This window comes from Streptomyces sp. NPDC012474, from assembly GCF_042955185.1.
GTDB lineage: Bacteria > Actinomycetota > Actinomycetes > Streptomycetales > Streptomycetaceae > Streptomyces > Streptomyces cahuitamycinicus.
Map to the genome: position 1 here is coordinate 1 of NZ_JBIBEP010000018.1, position 19,898 is coordinate 19,898.

The following is a 19,898-nucleotide window of genomic DNA, read 5'->3' on the forward strand; positions in this document are numbered from 1 at the left end:
TCCACCAGCAGCGGCAGCGGCTCGCTGCTGGTGACCAGATCCCGCAGCGGATGCCGCGCCAGGACCTCCTCCACCTCCGGCGTCAACGCCCCCGCGAACCGGTCCGCGGTGGGCAGCGAGTCGTCGCGCAGGGTCTTCGCCGCGGCGAGCAGCACATAGCGGCCGGCTTCCTTCGGCACGCCGGCCGCTGCCCGCTCGTACAGTTCCGCGCCCTCTTCCAGGACCAGCCCCGGATCGATGCCCGCCGGGATCTTTATGCCCGCCGTGCGGCGCCAGGTGGCCACCGGATCGCTCCAGGCCTCCACCCGGTAGGACCAGCGGCCGACGGCGTCCGCGGTGACCTCGGCGCCCCAGCGGTCGCTGCCGGGGGCGAGCTCGCGCATCGGCGTCCACGGGCCGGGCCGGCCCTCGGGGTCCTTCAGGACGACCTGGGCGGCCACCGTGTCGTGCCCCTCCCGGAACACGGTGGCGGTGACCTCGAACGTCTCACCCACGACCGCCTTCGCCGGCCGGTTGCCGCCCTCCACGGCCGGGCGGACGTCCCTCACCGGGATGCGGCCGATGGCCCGGGTCCTCGTCATGGTCCTCACCTCCACCGTGCTCGAAAGCCGGGCCGCGCGGGCCCGGTTCAGGGACTGGATGTGCGGGAAGGGCGTCACCTTCCCGCTGTGGATCTCCGCTCGGAAGCGGGGGATCTGCGCTCCGCCGCCGGCGGTCTTCGTCTGACCGCCGCGGCCGGGCGGGGCCGTTCGGCCGGTTCCTGCGCACAGGTGACGTGCTGCTCCTGCAGGCAGGTGATCTGCTGTTCCTGCAGATAGGTGACGTGGTTGGTGCGCAGGTACCGCTCGGCCGCGTCCGCCGCCTCCCGCGCGCAGCGCTTGCCCATCAGCACGCAGAGCGTGTAGCCGGAGTCCTCGAAGGTGGTCCGCACCGTGCGGTCGTTCGGTGCCGCGAGCATCACGCGTTCCCAGGCCCGGTAACGCCGCAACTGCCGGGCGACTTCGGCTTTGGCGGGTAGCAGCATGGCGCCGATCACCTTTCGGGCTCGAGGGGCACGGACTCCCGACGGTCGGACGGCGGCCGTGCGCACAGCGGCACGGACCCGTAACGGCGATCGAGTTCTTCACACATGGTGCACGTGAGGCGACACAGCGTCTTGTTGGAGCTTCAACCAGTGAGGTCTCTGCTGGGCCGTCCGGACCTGCCTCTGCCCGCTCACTTGTGCACTCCTCCGCCTCAGCCGTGCGCTCGTGTTGCACGAACGGGCTAGCACCCTCACGCTGAGGGTGACTCAGAAGCGATAGGCGCTCACGTTCCGTGTTCGGGGCTCGTCCCGCAGGACCGCGGGAGCGAGAAGGAGCTGAGCTTCGCGGTGAGGAGCCGACCGATGAAGACCGCAGTGCCCTGCTACTACCACCTCGACGTGGAAGTCAGCCCGGAACGGGTGGGACAGGTCAGCCGCATTCTGGCCGCTCACCTGAAGTTCTGGGACCTGGACAACCTGGTCCAGCCCGTCTGCGGCGGTGCCGAGATGCTGCTCAAGGCCATCGACGAACACGCCACGGACAAGAACACGTCGATCGAGATGTGGTGGAACCGGCAGCACCTGATCACCGCCATCGGGGACAACGACCGCGCCCTGCGCCCGGACCAGGAGCTGCGAGGCTGCCTGGAGCACCTCGCGGCCATGAGTGACGGCTGGGGCTGCTGCGCGACCGAGACCGGCAGCAAGGTCATCTGGTTCTCGCAGCGCGCCCGCGCCGGCGAACGGGTCCCCCTGGTCCCGACCGCGCCCGCGCCGCGGGAGAGCGAGGGCCTCGACGTGCCCCGAGAGGTGCCGGTCACGCAGCTGGCCGCCTCGGCCGTCACCCCGGACGAGGTCCTGGAGGACGCCCGGTGACCCGCCCGCAGACCCGGAAAGGGGCGCCCGCATGGAGCGGGCGCCCCTACCCGCTGGGGGCGGACTTCGACGGGGAGGGCACCAACTTCGCCCTCTTCAGCGAGGTCGCCGAACGTGTCGAGCTGGTCCTCGTCGACGACGACGGCACCCACACCCGGGTGCCGCTGACCGAGGTCGACGGCTTCGTCTGGCACGGCTATCTCCACGGCGTCGGCCCCGGCCAGCGCTACGGCTACCGGGTGCACGGGCCGTGGGCCCCGGCCGCCGGGCATCGCTGCAACCCGGCGAAACTGCTGCTCGACCCGTACGCCCGTGCGGTGGAGGGGCAGATCGACAACCACCCCTCCCTCTACGAGCGCAACCCGGACGGCCCCGACCCCGCCGACAGCGCCGGGCACACCATGCTCGGCGTGGTGACCGACCCGGCCTTCGACTGGGGCGACGACGCCCGGCCCTGCCGGCCCTACGCCGACACGGTGATCTACGAGGCACACGTCAAGGGCATGACCCGCACCCATCCCGAGGTGCCCAAGGAGCTGCGGGGCACCTACGCCGGGCTGGCGCACCCCGCGGCCGTCGAGCATCTGACCTCCCTCGGCGTCACGGCCGTGGAGCTCATGCCGGTCCACCAGTTCGTCCACGACGGGGTGCTGCACGACCGGGGCCTGGCCAACTACTGGGGCTACAACACCATCGGCTTCTTCGCGCCCCACAACGGCTACGCCGCCCACGACACCCGCGGGGGGCAGGTCGCCGAGTTCAAGCAGATGGTGAAGACCCTGCACGCGGCGGGACTCGAAGTGATCCTCGACGTGGTCTACAACCACACCGCCGAGGGCAACGAGATGGGCCCCACCCTCTCCTTCCGCGGGATCGACAACTCCTCGTACTACCGCCTGGTCGACGGCGACTGGGAGCACTACTACGACACCACCGGCACCGGCAACAGCCTGCTGATGCGGCACCCTTACGTCCTCCAGCTGATCATGGACTCGCTGCGGTACTGGGTGACCGAGATGCACGTCGACGGCTTCCGCTTCGACCTCGCGGCGACGCTCGCCCGGCAGTTTCACGAGGTGGACCGGCTGTCGGCGTTCTTCGACCTCATCCAGCAGGACCCGGTGATCAGCCGCGTCAAGCTCATCGCCGAGCCGTGGGACGTCGGCGAGGGCGGCTACCAGGTGGGCAACTTCCCACCGCTGTGGTCGGAGTGGAACGGCATGTACCGCGACGCGGTCCGTGACTTCTGGCGCGGCGAGGACCACACGCTCGGCGAACTCGCCTCCCGGCTCACGGGCTCTTCCGACCTGTACCAGCACAGCAGGCGCCGGCCCCGGGCCAGCGTCAACTTCGTCACCGCCCACGACGGCTTCACCCTCCGCGACCTCGTCTCGTACAACGACAAGCACAACGAGGACAACGGCGAGGGCAACCAGGACGGCGAGAGCACCAACCGGTCCTGGAACTGCGGCGCCGAGGGCGAGAGCCGCGACCCGGCGGTGCTGGAGCTGCGCACCCGCCAGCAGCGCAACTTCCTCGCCACGCTGCTGCTGTCCCAGGGCATCCCGATGCTCTCCCACGGCGACGAACTCGGGCGCACCCAGGGCGGCAACAACAACGCCTACTGCCAGGACAACGACATCTCCTGGATCGACTGGCGCCTCACCGAGGAGCAGCGCGACCTGCTGGAGTTCACCCGGTACGTCATCCGGCTGCGCACCGGGCACCCCGTGCTGCGCCGGCGCCGCTTCTTCCTCGGCGAGACCCTGACCCGGGCGGACCAGCCGCTGCCCGACCTGGTGTGGCTGGCGCCGGACGCCCGCGAGATGACCGACGACGACTGGCAGCGCGGCGACGCGCACTCCGTCGGCGTGTTCCTCAACGGCGACGCCATCGCCGAACCCGACCCGTGGGGCCGCCCGGTCGTCGACGACTCGTTCCTGCTGCTCCTCAACAGCCACTGGGAGCCGGTCGGCTTCCGCCTGCCGAACGCCTCCTACGGCGAACGCTGGACGGCACTCATCGACACGGCCGACCCGGAGGGCACGCCCGACGAGTCGGAGTACAAGGCGGGCGCGGGTCTGACCGTCGGGGCCCGCAGCCTGGTCCTGCTGTCCCGGCCGTCACGGGCGTCCCGCGAGAAGGAGTAGGCGGGTCAGCGGTCGCGGCGCGCGGTCACGGTGAACTGCGCGCCGTCGTGGTCCCGCAGCACCGCCTCACGGTTCCCCTTGGACAGCACACTGCCGCCGTGGAGTTCCGCGGCACGGGCGCAGGCATCCACGTCGTCGACGGAGAAGTGGACCTGCCAGTGCGGGCGGATCGCGGGGTCGGGGGCCGCCTCCAGGGCGCCCGACTCGATCCGTGCCACCACGTCCCCCCGACTGCGCAGTACGACCTCGCCGCCCTCGTAGTGGACCTCGCAGCAGCCGGGGCGCTGGGAGGCCCAGTCGAGGACCTCGCCGTAGAAGATCGCCGCGTCGAAGGCGTCACGGGTGTGGAGTGTGATGAAGGCCGGCTGGGCGTTGCGCCAGGTCTCCCAGTCGGTGAAGAGGTCCCCCTCCCAGATGCCGAAGGTCGCCCCGTCCCGGTCCGCCAGCAGCGCCGCCCGGCCCGGCGGCAGCGAGATCGGCCCGACGGCGACCGTGCCCATGCGCTCCTGCACCCGCGCGGCCGCATCGTCCGCGCTGCGCACCGCGAAGTACGGCGTCCACGCCACCGCCATCTGCCACATGGCGGCCACCCCCGCGATCCCGGCCACCGGCGAGCCGTCCGCCAGCGCGATCCGGAACCGGTCGCCCAGCTTGGCCGGCCGCCACTGCCAGCCCAGCACGGCCCCGTAGAACTCCTCGGTCGCCTTGACGTCCCGACTGGTCAGACTCACCCAGCAGGGCGCGCCGAACACGGAGTGTGATGAGACGACGTCCTTAGTGGAGGAGGAGGTGGGCATGTCGTGGTTCATGGCAGTCGCGTCCTGATCTCGTCGGCCTGGAAGCCACCGGAGGAATGACACCAGTGTCCAACCGGAACCGCTGTGGGCGCCTGCCGAGTACCCCGGCGGGGGCGCCGAAACGGCGTCCGGCCTGGTCCGCCCCGGTGGCACCGGGCGGCCCGAGTGACGACGATGGAGGGGTCGGACACTGCGTCTGTGTACTCAAGCACCCGGTGGGACCTTGGCTACAGCGGCGCACCGGACCCGGAGGTGACCATGTCCACGGACGGGGGCTCGAACCGGATCTTCGCCTTGCAGGAAGAGGTCCAGCAGCTGAAGGAGGCGGTCGTCTCCCACGCGGTCGTGGACCAGGCGATCGGGATGGTCGTGGTGCTCGGCCGGATCTCCCCCGACCAGGGGTGGGCCGTGCTGAAGGAGGTCTCCCAGCACACCAACATCAAGCTGCGCAGCGTCGCGGAGCTGATCCTCGTCTGGGGACGGACGGGCGTGATGCCCGAGGAGATCCGGTCCGCACTGGAGGACGCCCTCGACCGGGCCGGGCCGACGCAGATCCCCGGATCGCCGCCGGAGGCATGACCCCCGGCGGCAGCCGGAACCGCGCCTCGTTTCAGTGGGTCTCCGCCATCAGTTCCTCACGCAGATGGGCGAAGCAGCTGCTGAGCAGCCGTGAGACGTGCATCTGCGAGATGCCGAGCTGCTCGGCGATCCGGCTCTGCGTCATGCCCTTGAAGAACCGCAGATAGAGGATGATCCGCTCGCGCTCCGGCAGCGCCTCCAGGCAGGGCCTGACGGCCACCCGGTCGACGACGGTGTCGAAGGCCGGGTCGGGCCCGCCGATCGCGTCCCCGAGGGCGTAGCCGTCGGTCCCGGGCATCTCCGCCTCCAGCGACAGCGCGGAGAAGCACTCCAGAGCCTCCATGCCGGTGCGTACCTCGCCCTCGGTGAGCTGGGCGTACTCGGCGATCTCGGCGACCGTGGGGGAGCGGCCCGGGGTGGTCTGCGACAGTTCCTTCGCGGCGTGCCGGACCCGGTTGCGCAGGTCCTGGACCCGGCGCGGCACGTGCAGCGTCCACATGTGGTCACGGAAGTGGCGCTTGATCTCGCCGGTGACCGTCGGCACCGCGTACGCCTCGAAGGCGTTGCCGCGGGCCGGGTCGTAGTGGTCGACCGCCTTCACGAGGCCGAGAGCCGCCACCTGGTACAGATCCTCCAAGACCTCGCCACGGCCCCGGAAGCGGACGGCGATCCGCTCGGCCATGGGCAGCCAGGCCTCGACCAGCTCGTCGCGCAGGGCCTTGCGTTCGGGCCCCTCGGGCAGTCGCGCGAGCCGCGCGAACGCCGCGGCGGTGTCGGGTGCGTCGTCGTGAGGGTGCGGGCGGGTGCTGCCGGCGATACGCATGGTGCGCACCTCCCTGAGCAGGTGCTGAATGGACAGACACCGTGGGAGGTGCGGACTCGGGCCTCACGGAGAGCACCGGGGGCCCGGTCGGCCGGCTCCCACGGACGTGCCTCCTGTCCGAAGCACTTCCCTGCCCATCCCCAGGCAGGGACATACCGAAACAATTAAGACGATACGGCAATCGTGGGTCGCGGGCGCCCCCAGTTGACCGCCGATCGGATCCGCCGCCGCTCCCGGAGCCTTCCTCGACCTCCTTGACCTCTCTTGACCTACCTTGACCTCTGCTTGGACCGATTAGCTCTGCTACAGACCTAATCTCGGCGGCATGAAGCCGGAGACCTTCCCCGAAGAGCTGGCCGACGCGCTGGTCGGTGCCCAGCGCCTGATCCGGCGGCGCCTGCGCAGGCAGACGCCCGACCCGCGGCTGCGCGGCGCCGAGGTGGAGCTGCTGCGTCTGGTCGTGGTGCGGCCCGGCGTCGGCATCTCCGACGCGGCCAGGGAGCTGGGTCTGGCGGCCAACTCGGTGTCCACCCTCGTCAACCAGCTGGCGGAGGCGGGCCACCTGGTCCGCGAGACCGACCCGGCCGACCGGCGGGCCGCCCGGCTGCTGCCCACCCCGGCCGCCGAGACGCGGCTGCGCGACTGGCGCCGGCGCCGGGCCGAACTCGTACGCCGCCATGTGGCGCGCCTCGACGAGCCGGACCGCCGGGCGCTGCAGGCGGCGGTCCCGGCCCTGCGCAAGCTGGCCGACACCCTGCACGAGGAGGCCGAGGAATCATGACGCGGGACACGGCCCCGCCCGGGGCCGACGCCGTCGCCTGCACCGGGCTCACCTACGCCTTCGGCGACCACAACGCCGTGGACGAACTCGACCTCACCGTCCGTCAGGGCGAGGTCTTCGGACTGCTCGGGCCCAACGGCGCGGGCAAGACCACCGCGATCCGCTGCATCACCACTCTGCTGCCCGTGCCCGCCGGCATGGTCGGCGTCTTCGGTCACGACGCCGCCGGGGACCGCATGGCCGTACGCCGCCTGCTCGGCTACGTCCCGCAGCAACTGTCCGCGGACGCCGGACTCACCGGGCGGGAGAACGTAGCCCTGTTCGCCCGGGTCTTCGACGTGCCCCGCGCGGAACGCGCCGCGCGGGTCACCCAGGCCCTGGGCGCGGTCGGCCTCGCCGACGCCGCCGACCGGCTGGCCGCCACGTACTCCGGCGGCATGGTCCGCCGGCTCGAACTCGCCCAGGCCCTGGTCAGCGCCCCTCGTCTGCTGATCCTCGACGAGCCGACCATCGGCCTCGACCCGATCGCCCGCACCGGCGTGTGGGAGCACATCGGCGCCGTCCGCGAAGCCACCGGCATGACCGTGCTCGTGACCACCCACTACATGGACGAGGCCGACCAGTACTGCGACCGGGTCGCCCTGATGCACCGCGGCCGGATCCGGGCCCTCGGCACCCCGGCCGAGCTCAGGTCAGGACTCGGCGCCCGGCGCAGCGCCGCGGGCACGGCCCAGGACGCGCCGCCCACACTGGAGGACGTCTTCCGGGACGTCGCCGGCAGCGGTCTCGACGACGAGGCAGGAGATTTCCGCGATGTCCGAAGCACCCGCCGCACCGCGCGCCGTGTCGGCTGACCCCGCCCGTGGCCACGGCATCGACCTGCTGCTGAAACCCCCGCCGCCCCGGGCCGGCTGGCGGCTGCTGCCCGCCCGCGTCGGCGCGATGTGCGCGGTCGAACTGCAGAAGCTGCGCCACGACCGCACCGAGCTCTACACCCGCGCGATCCAGCCGGCTCTCTGGCTGCTGATCTTCGGTCAGACCTTCACCCGCATCAAGGCGATCCCCACCGGCGGCATACCGTACGTCGACTACCTGGCGCCCGGCATCATCGCCCAGTCCGCGATGTTCATCGCCATCTTCTACGGCATCCAGATCATCTGGGAACGCGATGCCGGTGTCCTCAACAAGCTCCTCGTCACCCCGACCCCACGGTCGGCGCTGATCACCGGCAAGGCGTTCGCGGCCGGGGTGAAGTCGCTCGTCCAGGCCGTCGTCGTGCTTCTCATCGCCGCCCTGCTCGGCGTGGCCCTGACCTGGAACCCGCTCAAGCTGCTCGCCGTCGCGGCGATCGTCGTCCTCGGCTCGGCCTTCTTCTCCTGCCTGTCGATGACCATCGCCGGCATCGTCCTCAGCCGCGACCGCCTGATGGGGATCGGGCAGGCGATCACGATGCCGCTGTTCTTCGGCTCCAACGCCCTGTACCCGGTGTCCGTGATGCCGGGCTGGCTGCAGAGCGTCAGCACGGCCAACCCGCTCAGCTACGAGGTGGACGCCCTGCGCGGACTCCTCCTCGGCACACCCCACCATCTGGCGTCCGACTTCGCGGTGCTGTTCATCGCCGCCGCGCTCGGCGTCACCGCCGCCTCGGCCCTGCTGGGCCGCCTGGCCCGTTGATCTTCACTCGTGGAAGTGATGTGCGGCACGCCGGGGCAAGCGCTTTCTCCCTTTGGTTCCGGATAACCGCTGGGCAGGGCTTGATCACCGATCAAAAAGGATGAACTGCCTGGCCACAGCGCATTCTGCTCATTTGACAGTGCGCTGAGACCACAGATAGGAAGCAGCTTCCAGAGGTCGAGAGGTGCAGCGTGTACGAGCCGAACGTGGTCGGGGACTGGCAGGAGTACGACGAGCATGCCGGTCTGCGCGTCCGCGTCCACCGTCTGGAACCGGCCGAGCCGCCCCGCGGCCGGGACGACGCCGCCGAGGGGCTGACGTACTTCTGCCTCCGGGTGACGGTCGAGAACCGCGGCAGCCGCCATCTCGGCGTTCACCTGGAGGACGGCCAGATCGACGTCCGGCTCGGCCCGGACGGCGAGAGCGCCTTCATCGACTGGCGCAACTCGCAGTTCATCGAGGGCTTCGACGTCTACCCGCTGCGCCGCGCCACCGCCGTGTTGTACGCGGCCGGCGCCGAGGCTTCCCTGGGTCTCGTCGACGTCCAGGTGCAGTTGCGCGTCGAGGAGGAGTGGACCGACCGGCGCCTGTGGGCGGGCGGCATCGGGGTGCACGAGGGCGCTGCCGGGGCCCAGCAGGGTCCGGTGCGGGACAGCCTGGCGCACCAGGTGAGCGTCTTCCTGCGGGATCAGGCGGAGGAAGGCACCGCCTGATCCCGTGTCAGGGCGCCCGCGCGAATCAGTGCGGGATGCCGTCGATGATCTCGCGGGCGCCCTGGCGCAGCAGGGTCACGGCGACCGAGGTACCGAGCGTGGCGGGGTCGAGCCGGCCCGCCCACTCGTGGGCGTTGAGCCGGGTCTTGCCGTCCGGGGTGAACACACAGGCCCGCAGGGACAGTTCGCCGCTGCGGTCCACCCGCGCGAACCCGGCGATGGGGCTGTTGCAGTGCCCCTGCAGCACATGCAGGAACATGCGCTCGGCGGTGGTCTCCCGGTAGGTGTCCGGGTCACCGAGACCGCTCACCGCGTCGATCAGCGCGGCGTCTGTCTCGCGGCACTGCAGCGCCAGCACGCCCGCTCCGATGGGCGGCATCATCGTCTCGGTCGAGAGGATCTCGCTGATCACGTCCTCGCGGCCGATGCGCTCCAGGCCGGAGACCGCGAGCAGCAGGGCGTCCGCCTCGCCGGCGGCCAGCTTCGCCAGTCGCTTGTTGGCGTTGCCGCGGAACGGCACGCACTCCAGGTGGGGGTGCGTGGCGGCCAGTTGCGCGACGCGGCGCACCGAGGAGGTGCCGATCCGCGTACCGGCCGGCAGCTCGTCGAGGGTGAGCCCGCCCGGGTGGATCAGGGCGTCGCGGATGTCGTCCCGCTTGAGGAACGCGGCGAACACCGTGCCCGCCGGGAGCGGCCGGTCGGCGGGCACGTCCTTCACGCAGTGCACGGCGAGGTCGGCCTCGCCCGCCAGTAGCGCCGCGTCGACCTCCTTGGTGAACGCGCCCTTGCCCTCGACCTGGGACAGATCGCCCATCCACTTGTCGCCGGTGGTCTTCACCGGCACGACCTCGGTGCGCACTCCGGGATGGGCGGCGGCCAACTCAACCCTGACGCGCTCCACTTGGGCGAGCGCCATGGGGGAGTCACGGGAGACGATGCGAATCAGTTCGGGGACGGACATGCGGACACGATAGACCCTTCGGCGGGGGCGTTCGGCCGGGACGTCCTCCGACCGCCGGGGATCGGGCGTCAGTTCGGGAGGAGCGGTTCGCGCGGTTCCACCGCCCGCAGGGCCGCGGCGAGGGCCCCGCTCGTCTCCGACCTCGAGGGTGGTGCCGGTGAGCTGCACGACGTGCCCGTCACCGTGCGTGAGGGCCCGTTCCCGCACCGCCTGCGCGGCGCACCGGGCGCGGGGACAGCCGCGACCGGCTCGGCGGTGGCGTACATGGCGGGGATGTCCGCGGACGCGGGCGGGTCGGACGGGTGGGATGAAACAGGGTCTGGGGTCTGGGGCCTGAGGCCGGCTCGGCCGGCCGTCGGACGTCCGAGGAAGCATCGCGTCTGTCGCCCGACCGCGGTGCCCGGCAGGGGGCTCTCCTGTGCTCACCACGGGGCAGAACGCCGCAGCCGACGGGCACGGCGCGGCCCGGGGAGGCCACGACGGGCCGATCCGTGCCGCCGGGACCGCCGGCTGCTCCGCATCGAGTTCCGGCCGCGCCCACCTGGACCGCACGCGGCCGGACCCGACGGCGTCAGGCGTACGGGTCGAAGGGGATGCCGGAGGGCTTGGCCGACGCGAGGTGGTTGGCGAAGTTGGCGTCCTTCAGGCCGAAGTTGGCGCTGCCGAAGTCGAACGACGTGAGCTTTTCACGCACCCCGGCCGGGTAGCCGTTCCAGCCGACCAGCGCCGGGTACTGCCAGGTGCGCTTGTGGTTCTCCGGCGGTTCGTCGTTCGCGTTGGCGGCGCGGAAGCAGTGCGTGCGGACGCCGTCCTTGTGGTAGACGATCTTCGCGTGCGTGCCGTCGAAGCGGACCGCGGACGCCGCGTGCACGGTGAACCCGCCGTGGCTGGACGCCGACACGTACTTGACCTGGTTGTCCTGTACGAACACCGCGACGTGCTCGAAGTCGTGCCGGTGGCCTCCGATGCCGCTGCCGGCCACGGCCTGGTCCTTCTCGAAGTAGAGCGCGTACAGGATGGCGCACCAGCCGTTGTTGCACTTGGAGCGCGCGTAGCCGTTGGTGTTGTCCAGGTCCGAGGCGTCCCGGCAGTTGCCGTTCAGGGCCCCGGTCGGGTTGAGCCCGCCGTTCACGGCGCCGTCCGGGCCGATCGCGGGCGTGGAGTAGCAGCCGTCGGTGTCGTAGTCGTAGGCGGGCTGGTAGGTCTGCTCCAGCGCGTCCGCGTTGGCGGGCAGCGCCGACGGTGGGGCGGCGAAGGCCGTGGCGGGGAAGGCCAGGACGAGGGCGGCGGCACCGGCTGCTCCGGTGAGCCATCTCCTGCGGTGGGCGAACGGGCGTGACGACACTGCGTCCTCCTTGGTCCGGGCGCAGCCCAACGGCTGTGGGGGAAAGGGAGGTTCAGCTTCCAGGTTGAACGCGTCCATGCCAAGAGGGGTGGAGGGTCAGAAGCGTGAATCGGAGCCCAATACTTGGGGCCGCACGTCGTTTCAGACCATGTCGTCCGGGATGTCGGCCGCGGCCTCCTCGGGCGTGAGGTCGGGCCGGAGCCGCAGCCAGGACGGCTGCCGCAGCAACCCCTCCCGGGTGCGGGTGCTGTAGCGGACCTCGCCGACCAGGCGGGGCACGACCCAGTGCGCGCCCGGAGCGCGCGGCGCGGGGTCGAAGGGGCAGACGTCACTCGCGGCGGCCCCCAGCAGCGCGGCCAGTTCGGTGCGTTCGGCCTCGCTCCAGCCGGTGCCCACGCTGCCGACGTAACGCAGCCGTCCCGTCGCGCGCTGCCCCACCAGCACCGCGCCGGGCAGGCCGGTGAGCCGCCCCTTGCCCGGCTGCCAGCCGCCGACCAGGACGTCCTCGGTGCGCATGTTGCGGATCTTGATCCAGGCCCGGGAGCGCACCCCTGGTTCGTACACCGAGTCGAGCCGCTTGCAGACCAGCCCCTCCAGGCCGTGCTCCTGCGTGGCGCGCAGGGCCTCGGTGCCGTGGCCGACGAGGGCGCGGGGTGTCGACCAGGAGGGTCCGGTGAGGCCGAGGTCCTCCAGTGCCGCGCGGCGCCGCGCGTAGGGGAGCCGCAGGAGGGAGCGGTTCCGCAGGTGCATCAGATCGAACAGCACGAGATGGACCGGGACCTGCGCCGCACGCCGGGCGGCCCTGGCGGGGGCGTGGGCCAGGCCCATCCGGGACTGCAGCAACTGGAAGCTGGCACGGCCCTGGGCGTCCAAGGCCATGATCTCGCCGTCCAGTACGGCGGGTGTGGCGCCGAGGGCGGTGCCCAGCGGCCGCAGTTCGGGGTAGGCGGCCGTGATGTCGTCACCGGAGCGGGCGCGCAGCAGCACACCGCCGTCCCCGGGCAGATAGACCACCACGCGCTGGCCGTCCTGCTTGGTCTCGTAGGCCCAGCGCGCGTCCTGCGCGGCCGAGGGCAGGGTGCCGGACGTGGCGAGCATGGGCGGGATCAGCGGCAGGTCCACGGGTGAGGTGTCGACGAACCGGCGGGCCGCCACGCGTGTTGTGCGGCTGTTTCCCCTGAACGGGGTGAACCGCTCGACGAACGGGCTGAACCGCTCGATTTAGTTGAGTTACGCAACGAGATGGTACCGTGGCGCTCATGCCCACACCCCCGCCTCCCGACGCCCCCTCCCCGGAAGTGACCGAGATCGAGCGTGCGCTCACCCGCATCACCTACCTGAGCACGCGCTCCCGCCGGCACGAACGGCTGATGGTCCTGGCGGGCGTGCCGCTCGACCGTGCCGCCGTCGCGCTGCTACGGCAGATCGCCGAGGCCGAGCCGCAGCGGCCGGGGGAGCTCGCCGCCCGGCTGGGGGTGGAGGCCTCGCACGTCACCCGCACGGTGCAGCAGTTGCAGAAGTCCGGGTACGTCACCCGCGTCCCCGATCCGGACGACCGCCGCGCCCAGCGCATCGAACTCACCGCCGCAGGGGGCGAGGCCATCGCCAAGGTCCGCGAGGCCGGCGTCCGCGGCATGCAGATGGCCCTCTCGGACTGGTCCCCCGAGGAACTGCGGCAGCTCGCGACGCTCTTCCACCGCATGGTCGACGACTTCCTCGCCCACTCCGCCGACGAGAACGGCGAACCCCGCCCGGCCCCGGCCGGCACCGCCTGACCTCCGGGGGCCGGCCGGCACCGCCCGACCCAGGGGTCACCGTCCGGCCGGATCGCGCGGATCCGCCCGCCCGGCCGCCGCCGCCCCCGGCGGCGCCGGCTCGCGCAGGCCGCACAGCAGCAGCCGGCCCAGCGCGGGCCGGCGCGGAGTCGTCGCCGTCACCACCGACGCCGGGACCTGGTTCGCGCCCGGCACCCGCGCCATCTGGGTCCCCGCCGACGCCGTGCACGCCCACCGCGCCCACGGCCGGCTCGACCTGCACCTGGTCGGCCTGCCCGTCACGACCGTCGCGCACCGCTGCGGCTGGTCCTCCGCCAGCGCGTTCATCGACGTGTTCCGCCGCTCCTTCGGCTGCACACCGGGCAGACATCACGGGCACTCGGCGGACCCGGTGAACTGACCCGACTACCGTCCGGTAATAATGCGCGGCAGGCCTTTTCAGAGGAGGAACCGTGCCCCGGTCCGATCGCTCGCCCCTGCTGCTCGCCGGCCTCCTGGCCACCGCGGGCGTCGCCCACTTCGCCACCCCACGCCCGTTCGACGCGACCATCCCGCGCGGCCTGCCCGGCACACCGAGGGCCTGGACCCATGCCAGCGGCGCCGCCGAGCTCGCGCTGGCCGCCGGCCTGGCACTGCCGCGCACGCGCAAGGCCGCCGCGCTGGCCACGGCCGCCTTCTTCGTCGGGGTGTTCCCCGCCAACGTCAAGATGGCCGCCGACTGGCGCCACCGTCCCGCCCCGCAGAAGGCCGCCGCCTTCGCCCGCCTGCCCCTGCAGGTGCCCCTGGTGCTGTGGGCCCGCGGCGTCGCCCGCACCGCGGAGGGCAGGTCGTGACCGCGCGCGTGGAGACCGGTGACAAGGTCGAGGACTTCGCCCTGCCCGACGAGACCGGCACCGTCCGCAGCCTGTCAGGGCTGCTCGCCGAGGGCCCGGTCGTGCTCTTCTTCTACCCGGCCGCCCTGACGCCCGGCTGTACCGCCCAGGCCTGCCACTTCCGCGACCTCGCCACCGAGTTCGCAGCCGTCGGCGCCCGGCCCGTCGGCATCAGCGGCGACGACGTCGAGCGGCAGCAGGAGTTCGCCGGCCGGCACGGCCTCGGTATGCCGCTGCTGTCCGACGCCGACGGCGCGGTCCGCGAGCGGTTCGGGGTGAAGCGCGGCTTTTCCCTGGCGCCCACCAAGCGCACCACATTCGTCATAGCGCAGGACCGCACCGTCCTCGACGTCGTACGCAGCGAACTGCGCATGAACGCGCACGCCGACCGGGCGCTCGCCGCGCTGCGCGCCCACCGGGCCTGACACGTCACGAATGCCGCACCGCGGTTGATAGGAGGCGGCAAAGGGATAATCCTGGATGATATGGAGGACGCCTCCGCCGCTGCGATCATCGACGCCCGCGGCATTCTGACGGGGTGGAGCGAGGGAGCCCGGCGGCTGACCGGCTACCCGGCCGATGAGGTCCTGGGCCGTGCCGCACGGGACCTGCTCGCCGAGACCGTGCCGCCCGAGGCGGTGTCCGCGCGCTCCGGCACCGTCATGGTGCGCCACCGCGACGGCTACCTCGTCGGGCTCCGCGTCAGAGCCTGCGCCGTGACCGGCCCGGACGGGGAAGCGGGCGGCTATGTGATCACCGCCGCGTCGCCCGGCCCCGGGGAGACGTCCCTCGCGGGCCGCGCCTTCCAGCAGGCGTCCATGTCGATGTCCGTCTTCGACACCAGCCAGCGCTACCTCCGGCTCAACGACGCCGCCTGCCACGTGATGGGCGTGTCCGAGGAGACGCTGCTCGGCCGGCCCTTCCCCGAGACCGTGGAGGAGGCGGAACACAGCCTCGGCTTCAACTGGCACCTGCGGCACGTCGTCGAGACCGGCCGGGCGCTGCGGTACGAGAGCTACACCGGTGCGCCGGCCCTCAACAGGGAGCACGCCTGGGTCACCGAGATGTGGCCGGTGCGCGACGCCGCCGGCGAGCTCGTGGGGACCGCCCTGGCCGCCTTCGACAGCACCGAGCAGTACTGGGCCCGGCAGCGGCTGGCCCTGCTGAACGAGGCCGCCGCCGCGATCGGCACCACCCTGGACGTCGTCCGCACGGCCGAGGAGCTGATCGGGGTCGTGGTGCCCCGGTTCGCCGACTTCGCGAGCGTGGACCTGTTCGACTGGGTGCTCGGCGCGGACGAGGCCCCGACAGTGTCGGACGAGGAGATCACGCTGCGGCGGGTCGCCCACGGATCCGTCACCGAGGGCACTCCGGAGGCGGCCGTCCACCTGGGAGAGGTGGATGTCTACCCCTCGTTCTCGCCGATCGCCCGGGCCATGCGGGAGGGCCGGGCCATCATCAGCCAGGCGGGGGAGCCGGCGTTCATGCGCTGGGTCGCCGAGCGCAATTCCCGCGCTCCCGACGGCCGCCCCTACCGCAAGGGCGTCCATTCGATGATGGCCGTACCGCTGCGGGCCCGCGGCACCACGCTCGGTGTCGCCGTGGCCGTGCGGGTGGCGCAGCCCGACGACTACGCCGACGACGACGCGGTGTTCGCCGAGGAACTCGCCAGCCGCGCAGCGGTGTGCGTCGACAACGCCCGCCGCTTCGCCCGCGAACGCACCACCGCCCTCGCCCTCCAGCACAGCCTGCTGCCCAGGGGCCTGCCCGGCCAGGCCGCCGTCCAGGTCGCCCACCGCTACCTGCCCTCCGGCTCGGCGGCCGGCATCGGCGGCGACTGGTTCGACGTGATCCCGCTGTCCGGCAGCCGCGTCGCACTGGTCGTCGGGGATGTCGTGGGGCACGGCATCCCCTCCACGGCGACCATGGGCCGACTGGTCACGGCCGTCCGCACGCTGGCCGACGTGGACCTCCCGCCGGACGAGCTCCTCACACACCTCGACGACCTGGTCACCCACCTCGCCTCGGACGACGAGGGCGACGAGGTCGCCGAGCTGGGCGCGACCTGCCTCTACGCCGTCTACGACCCCGTCGCGCGCCGCCTGAACCTGGCCGCCGCCGGGCACCCCGCACCCGCCCTGGTGCTGCCCGACGGATCGGCCCGGCTGATCCCCATGAGCGCGGGGCCGCCGCTGGGTGTGGGCGGGCTGCCGTTCGAGGCGACGGAGCTCCAGCTGCCCGAGGGCTCCGTCGTCGCCCTCTACACCGACGGGCTCATCGAGGACCGCGACCGCGACGTCGACCACGCCACCGACGAGCTGTGCCGGGCCCTGACCGTGCCCGCCGACTCGCTGGACGCGCTGTGCGACACCGTGCTGAAGGCCGTACTGCCGGAGGAGCCCAGTGACGATGTGGCCCTGCTGCTGGCCCGGACCCGGGCGCTGGGCGCCGACCAGGTCGCCACCTGGGACGTCACCCCCGACCCCGCGGAGGTGGCAGCCACCCGGCAGGCCGCCACCGACCAGCTCACCGCGTGGGGCCTGGACGAGACGGCCTTCGTCACCGAACTCGTCGTCAGCGAACTGGTCACCAACGCCATCCGGTACGGCGCTCCGCCCATCCAGCTCCGCCTGATCCGGGACCAGACCCTCATCTGTGAGGTGTCGGACGGCAGTTCGACCTCCCCGCACCTGCGGCGGGCGCACCAGGACGACGAGGGCGGACGCGGTCTGCTGCTGGTCGCCCAGCTCACCCAGCGCTGGGGCAGCCGGCAGACCACCCGGGGCAAGACGATCTGGTGCGAACAGTCACTCACACCGCTGTTCTGACCTCATTCCCCGGCCGCGTCGGACGCGACCTGGGCGAGCGTGCGGCCGGACCTGGCCGAGCGCGCGCGGCGGGGATCGGGAGCCCCGTGCGTACGGGCCGTGCCCCCGGCCCGCTTCACCAGCAGCCACGCCTCCTCGCCGTCGCCGCCCCGGCCGCCGCGGAACCGGGTCAGGGCGTACTCGCCGCGCAGTTTCGAACCGCTCAGCCGGAACGTGGCGTGCCCGCGCTCCAGCGACTGGCCGAAGTCGACGGGCCGGCCCGCGCGGTCATGGCTCAGCGGCTCGTACGTGCCGTGGTCCCAGACGATCACCGTGCCGCCGCCGTACTCGCCGTGGGGGATCACACCCTCGAACTCCTCGTACTCCAGCGGATGGTCCTCCGTGGGCACGGCCAGCTGCTTGTCCCTCGGGTCCGCCGAAGGGCCCTTCGGGACCGACCAGGACTTCAGTACGTCGTCCACCTGCAACCGGAAGTCGAAGTGCATCGTGCTCGCGTCATGGATCTGCACCACGAACCGGGGCTCGTCCCCGGCGGACGCGTCCCGCCCCCGGGGCTCCCCGGTCCGGTCGAAGTCGCGCTTGCCGCGGTAGTCCCGCAGTCGGTCCCGCTCAGCCACGTGCTGCTCCTTCCCGCCTCGACGGCCCCGGGTACCCGTTCAGAACTCCTCGTGCACCTCGGGGTCACCGCCGATCCGCCGGTGCGCCCGGTCCGCGACGGCCCGCATCTCGTCCTCGCTCAGCTCGAAACCGAAGACGTCGAGGTTGGCGCGCTGCCGCTCCGGGTTGGCCGACTTCGGGATGGGCACCGCGCCCAGCTGCGTGTGCCACCGCAGCACGACCTGCCCGGCGCTCACCCCGTGCGCCCCGGCGATCCGCCGCACGGCCGGGTCCTGCAGCAGGGACGTGCCCCGGCCCAGCGGGCTCCAGCTCTCGGTCACGATGTTCCTGCCCGCGTGGAAGGCGCGCAGCTCGTCCTGCGGCAGCAAGGGGTGCAGTTCGATCTGGTTGACCGAGGGCAGGACCCCGGTCTCCCGCTCCAGCCGCTCGATGTGCCCGGCCGTGAAGTTCGAGACGCCGATCGACCGCACGAGCCCCTCCTCGCGCAGCTTGATCATGGCCTTCCACGCGTCGACGAAGCGGTCCACGCGCGGCAGCGGCCAGTGGATCAGGTACAGGTCGACGTAGTCCAGGCCCAGGCGGGCCCGGGACTCCTCGAAGGAGGCGAGGGTCTCCTCGTAGCCGTGGTGCCGGCCCGGGAGCTTCGTCGTCACGACGATCTCCTCACGCGGCACCACGCCGGAGGCCACGCCGCGGCCGACCCCCGTCTCGTTGCGGTAGTTCGTCGCTGTGTCGATCAGGCGGTAGCCCGCCTCCAGGGCCGAGAGCACCGCCTGCTGCGCCTCGTCGTCGCCGAGCGGCCAGGTGCCCAGGCCCAGGGCGGGGAGCGTCGTACCGTCGTTGAGCGTGTGGGTCGGGATGCTGATCACCGTGGGACCTTCCCGTCGAGTGTGCGTACGGCTGTGTCGTCCCTCCAGCGTCACGGACAGGGCAGGCAATGATCAACCGGACACGTGGGGATGAGGACGGCGGACGGCATCGGCGGCGCCGGAGCCCGACGCTGACACGGAGGTACGACCGGCTCGTCCCGGCATGGTCGCCCTCGGCGGGGATCGCTGTCACGATCTTCGTGTCGGGAACCACGGCCACGACCAGCGGAGCGCTCATGACGACGGACAGCAGGACGACGGACGCGGCGGCGCGGGAGGCCGGGGTGGAGGTGCAGCCGGTCGCGGGGTACATCGGGGCCGAGATCAGCGGGGTCGATCTGGCGGCCGACCTCGACGATGCCGTGGTCGCCGTGATCAGGGCGGCGGTGCTGCGGTGGAAGGTGGTGTTCTTCCGAGGACAGCGGCTGGACCACGCCGGGCACGTGGCGTTCGCACGCCGGTTCGGGGAGACCGTGGTGCTGCCCCGGCGCGGCAAGGCCTCGCCCCCGGACGTCCCCGAGATCGAGACGACCGCCGACCGGCTGGAGCTGGGCGGACGGTTCGGAATGGAACATGACGAGTGGCTGCGACGACGCCGCCACACCGTGCTGCGCGGGTGGCACTGCGACCACGGCGCCCGCGTGGACCCGCCCGCGGCGACGATCCTGCGCGCCGAGACAGTACCGCCCTACGGTGGCGACACCACCTGGTCCAACCTGGCGGCGGCGTACGCCGGACTCTCCGCGCCGCTCCGGCAGTTCGTCGACGGGCTGCGGGCCGAGCACCGGCTCGGCGTCGGCTACCAGCCACGGCCCGGCGACGACGCGTACGTCCGGCACCTGCTGGACCGACAGGTCGCCACGCTGCACCCCCTGGTGCGCGTCCACCCGGAGACGGGCGAGCGGATCCTGTACGTCAACGGCTACTACGTCGAGCAGATCGCCGGCCTCTCCCGGCCGGAGAGCGGCGCCGTCCTGGACATGCTGCTGGAGCAGGCGGTCCGGCCCGAGTACACGGTCCGCTTCCGCTGGGAGCCGGGCAGCGTGGCGTTCTGGGACAACCGCGCCACCATGCACCTCGCCCCCGGCGACACCGCCCACCTCGACCATCCCCGGATCATGCACCGCGTGATGCTCGCCGGGGACGTGCCCGTCGGGACGGACGGCACGGCATCGCAGCCGATCACGGGGACCGAGCCGGGCCGCTGGTGACC

At 72.2% G+C, this 19,898-nt stretch carries 21 protein-coding genes and 1 pseudogene; 13 read left to right on the forward strand and 9 right to left on the reverse strand.

Features of this window, described 5'->3' with window-relative positions:
* On the reverse strand, window positions 1-581 hold a 581-nt coding region (locus ACFY9S_RS31115), incomplete at its 3' end, for a maltotransferase domain-containing protein (protein ID WP_391134881.1).
* A 74-nt stretch (window positions 582-655) separates the two neighbouring features.
* Window positions 656-1,024, reverse strand: a complete 369-nt coding sequence (locus tag ACFY9S_RS31120; protein WP_391134884.1) for a DUF5133 domain-containing protein — start codon at window positions 1,022-1,024, stop codon at window positions 656-658.
* A gap of 363 nt (window positions 1,025-1,387) precedes the next feature.
* Here ACFY9S_RS31120 and ACFY9S_RS31125 point away from each other — a divergent pair, with 363 nt between their 5' ends.
* Together ACFY9S_RS31125 and glgX are read left to right on the forward strand one after the other, a co-directional pair.
* Window positions 1,388-1,900 carry a pep a2 gene (locus tag ACFY9S_RS31125; RefSeq protein WP_102911284.1) on the forward strand — a complete coding sequence of 171 codons (513 nt, stop codon included), beginning with the start codon at window positions 1,388-1,390 and terminating at the stop codon, window positions 1,898-1,900.
* The gene (gene glgX / locus ACFY9S_RS31130) at window positions 1,897-4,050 is read left to right on the forward strand and encodes a glycogen debranching protein GlgX (protein ID WP_391134887.1); all 2,154 of its coding nucleotides are present in this window, start codon (window positions 1,897-1,899) and stop codon (window positions 4,048-4,050) included. The genes ACFY9S_RS31125 and glgX overlap by 4 nt, the downstream gene beginning before the upstream one ends.
* Window positions 4,051-4,055: 5 nt before the next feature.
* Here glgX and ACFY9S_RS31135 read toward each other — a convergent pair whose 3' ends face one another.
* Complete coding sequence (locus ACFY9S_RS31135; protein ID WP_391134890.1) at window positions 4,056-4,859, reverse strand: VOC family protein; 804 nt, start codon at window positions 4,857-4,859, stop codon at window positions 4,056-4,058.
* A gap of 246 nt (window positions 4,860-5,105) precedes the next feature.
* On the opposite strand from ACFY9S_RS31135, the gene ACFY9S_RS31140 reads away from it, so the two are divergent.
* Window positions 5,106-5,426, forward strand: coding sequence for an ANTAR domain-containing protein (locus ACFY9S_RS31140; RefSeq protein WP_391135317.1), 321 nt, complete (start codon window positions 5,106-5,108; stop codon window positions 5,424-5,426).
* A 31-nt stretch (window positions 5,427-5,457) separates the two neighbouring features.
* Here ACFY9S_RS31140 and ACFY9S_RS31145 read toward each other — a convergent pair whose 3' ends face one another.
* Window positions 5,458-6,249: a SigB/SigF/SigG family RNA polymerase sigma factor gene (locus ACFY9S_RS31145; protein ID WP_391134893.1), complete on the reverse strand. Its 792-nt coding sequence runs from the start codon at window positions 6,247-6,249 to the stop codon at window positions 5,458-5,460.
* A 325-nt stretch (window positions 6,250-6,574) separates the two neighbouring features.
* Between ACFY9S_RS31145 and ACFY9S_RS31150 the strand changes: the two genes are divergently transcribed.
* The 4 genes from ACFY9S_RS31150 to ACFY9S_RS31165 all read left to right on the forward strand — a co-directional run bounded on the left by ACFY9S_RS31150 (window position 6,575) and on the right by ACFY9S_RS31165 (window position 9,417).
* Window positions 6,575-7,030, forward strand: coding sequence for a MarR family transcriptional regulator (locus ACFY9S_RS31150; RefSeq protein WP_391134896.1), 456 nt, complete (start codon window positions 6,575-6,577; stop codon window positions 7,028-7,030).
* Window positions 7,027-7,884: an ATP-binding cassette domain-containing protein gene (locus tag ACFY9S_RS31155; protein WP_391134899.1), complete on the forward strand. Its 858-nt coding sequence runs from the start codon at window positions 7,027-7,029 to the stop codon at window positions 7,882-7,884. The genes ACFY9S_RS31150 and ACFY9S_RS31155 overlap by 4 nt, the downstream gene beginning before the upstream one ends.
* Window positions 7,844-8,704 (forward strand): ABC transporter permease, encoded by an 861-nt coding sequence (locus ACFY9S_RS31160; RefSeq protein ID WP_391134902.1) that lies wholly within the window; start codon window positions 7,844-7,846, stop codon window positions 8,702-8,704. The genes ACFY9S_RS31155 and ACFY9S_RS31160 overlap by 41 nt, the downstream gene beginning before the upstream one ends.
* A gap of 191 nt (window positions 8,705-8,895) precedes the next feature.
* Window positions 8,896-9,417 carry a hypothetical protein gene (locus tag ACFY9S_RS31165; protein WP_391134905.1) on the forward strand — a complete coding sequence of 174 codons (522 nt, stop codon included), beginning with the start codon at window positions 8,896-8,898 and terminating at the stop codon, window positions 9,415-9,417.
* 25 nt (window positions 9,418-9,442) lie between these two features.
* Here ACFY9S_RS31165 and hemC read toward each other — a convergent pair whose 3' ends face one another.
* The 3 genes from hemC to ligD all read right to left on the reverse strand — a co-directional run bounded on the left by hemC (window position 9,443) and on the right by ligD (window position 12,845).
* Window positions 9,443-10,378 carry a hydroxymethylbilane synthase gene (gene hemC, locus ACFY9S_RS31170; protein ID WP_391134908.1) on the reverse strand — a complete coding sequence of 312 codons (936 nt, stop codon included), beginning with the start codon at window positions 10,376-10,378 and terminating at the stop codon, window positions 9,443-9,445.
* A gap of 571 nt (window positions 10,379-10,949) precedes the next feature.
* Window positions 10,950-11,723, reverse strand: a complete 774-nt coding sequence (locus tag ACFY9S_RS31175; RefSeq protein ID WP_391134911.1) for an NPP1 family protein — start codon at window positions 11,721-11,723, stop codon at window positions 10,950-10,952.
* Window positions 11,724-11,864: 141 nt separating this feature from the next.
* Window positions 11,865-12,845: a non-homologous end-joining DNA ligase gene (gene ligD / locus ACFY9S_RS31180; protein WP_391135320.1), complete on the reverse strand. Its 981-nt coding sequence runs from the start codon at window positions 12,843-12,845 to the stop codon at window positions 11,865-11,867.
* Between the two features lie 137 nt (window positions 12,846-12,982).
* Between ligD and ACFY9S_RS31185 the strand changes: the two genes are divergently transcribed.
* The 5 genes and pseudogenes from ACFY9S_RS31185 (at window position 12,983) to ACFY9S_RS31205 (ending at window position 17,198) form a co-directional block, all read left to right on the forward strand.
* Complete coding sequence (locus tag ACFY9S_RS31185) at window positions 12,983-13,498, forward strand: MarR family transcriptional regulator (RefSeq protein ID WP_391134914.1); 516 nt, start codon at window positions 12,983-12,985, stop codon at window positions 13,496-13,498.
* 70 nt (window positions 13,499-13,568) lie between these two features.
* A pseudogene (locus ACFY9S_RS31190) lies at window positions 13,569-13,898 on the forward strand (helix-turn-helix domain-containing protein); the annotation flags it as partial.
* Between the two features lie 52 nt (window positions 13,899-13,950).
* Window positions 13,951-14,331: a DoxX family protein gene (locus ACFY9S_RS31195; protein WP_102912903.1), complete on the forward strand. Its 381-nt coding sequence runs from the start codon at window positions 13,951-13,953 to the stop codon at window positions 14,329-14,331.
* The gene (locus tag ACFY9S_RS31200) at window positions 14,328-14,795 is read left to right on the forward strand and encodes a redoxin domain-containing protein (RefSeq protein WP_391134917.1); all 468 of its coding nucleotides are present in this window, start codon (window positions 14,328-14,330) and stop codon (window positions 14,793-14,795) included. Before ACFY9S_RS31195 ends, ACFY9S_RS31200 begins: the two co-directional genes overlap by 4 nt.
* Before the next feature lie 60 nt (window positions 14,796-14,855).
* On the forward strand, window positions 14,856-17,198 hold the full coding sequence (locus ACFY9S_RS31205) for a SpoIIE family protein phosphatase (protein WP_391134920.1): 2,343 nt from the start codon (window positions 14,856-14,858) through the stop codon (window positions 17,196-17,198).
* Window positions 17,199-17,200: 2 nt separating this feature from the next.
* Here ACFY9S_RS31205 and ACFY9S_RS31210 read toward each other — a convergent pair whose 3' ends face one another.
* Window positions 17,201-17,815: a DNA polymerase ligase N-terminal domain-containing protein gene (locus ACFY9S_RS31210; protein ID WP_391134923.1), complete on the reverse strand. Its 615-nt coding sequence runs from the start codon at window positions 17,813-17,815 to the stop codon at window positions 17,201-17,203.
* A 39-nt stretch (window positions 17,816-17,854) separates the two neighbouring features.
* Window positions 17,855-18,685, reverse strand: a complete 831-nt coding sequence (locus tag ACFY9S_RS31215) for an aldo/keto reductase (protein WP_102912899.1) — start codon at window positions 18,683-18,685, stop codon at window positions 17,855-17,857.
* 236 nt (window positions 18,686-18,921) lie between these two features.
* Here ACFY9S_RS31215 and ACFY9S_RS31220 point away from each other — a divergent pair, with 236 nt between their 5' ends.
* Window positions 18,922-19,896: a TauD/TfdA family dioxygenase gene (locus tag ACFY9S_RS31220; protein ID WP_391134926.1), complete on the forward strand. Its 975-nt coding sequence runs from the start codon at window positions 18,922-18,924 to the stop codon at window positions 19,894-19,896.
* Window positions 19,897-19,898 lie beyond the last annotated feature (2 nt).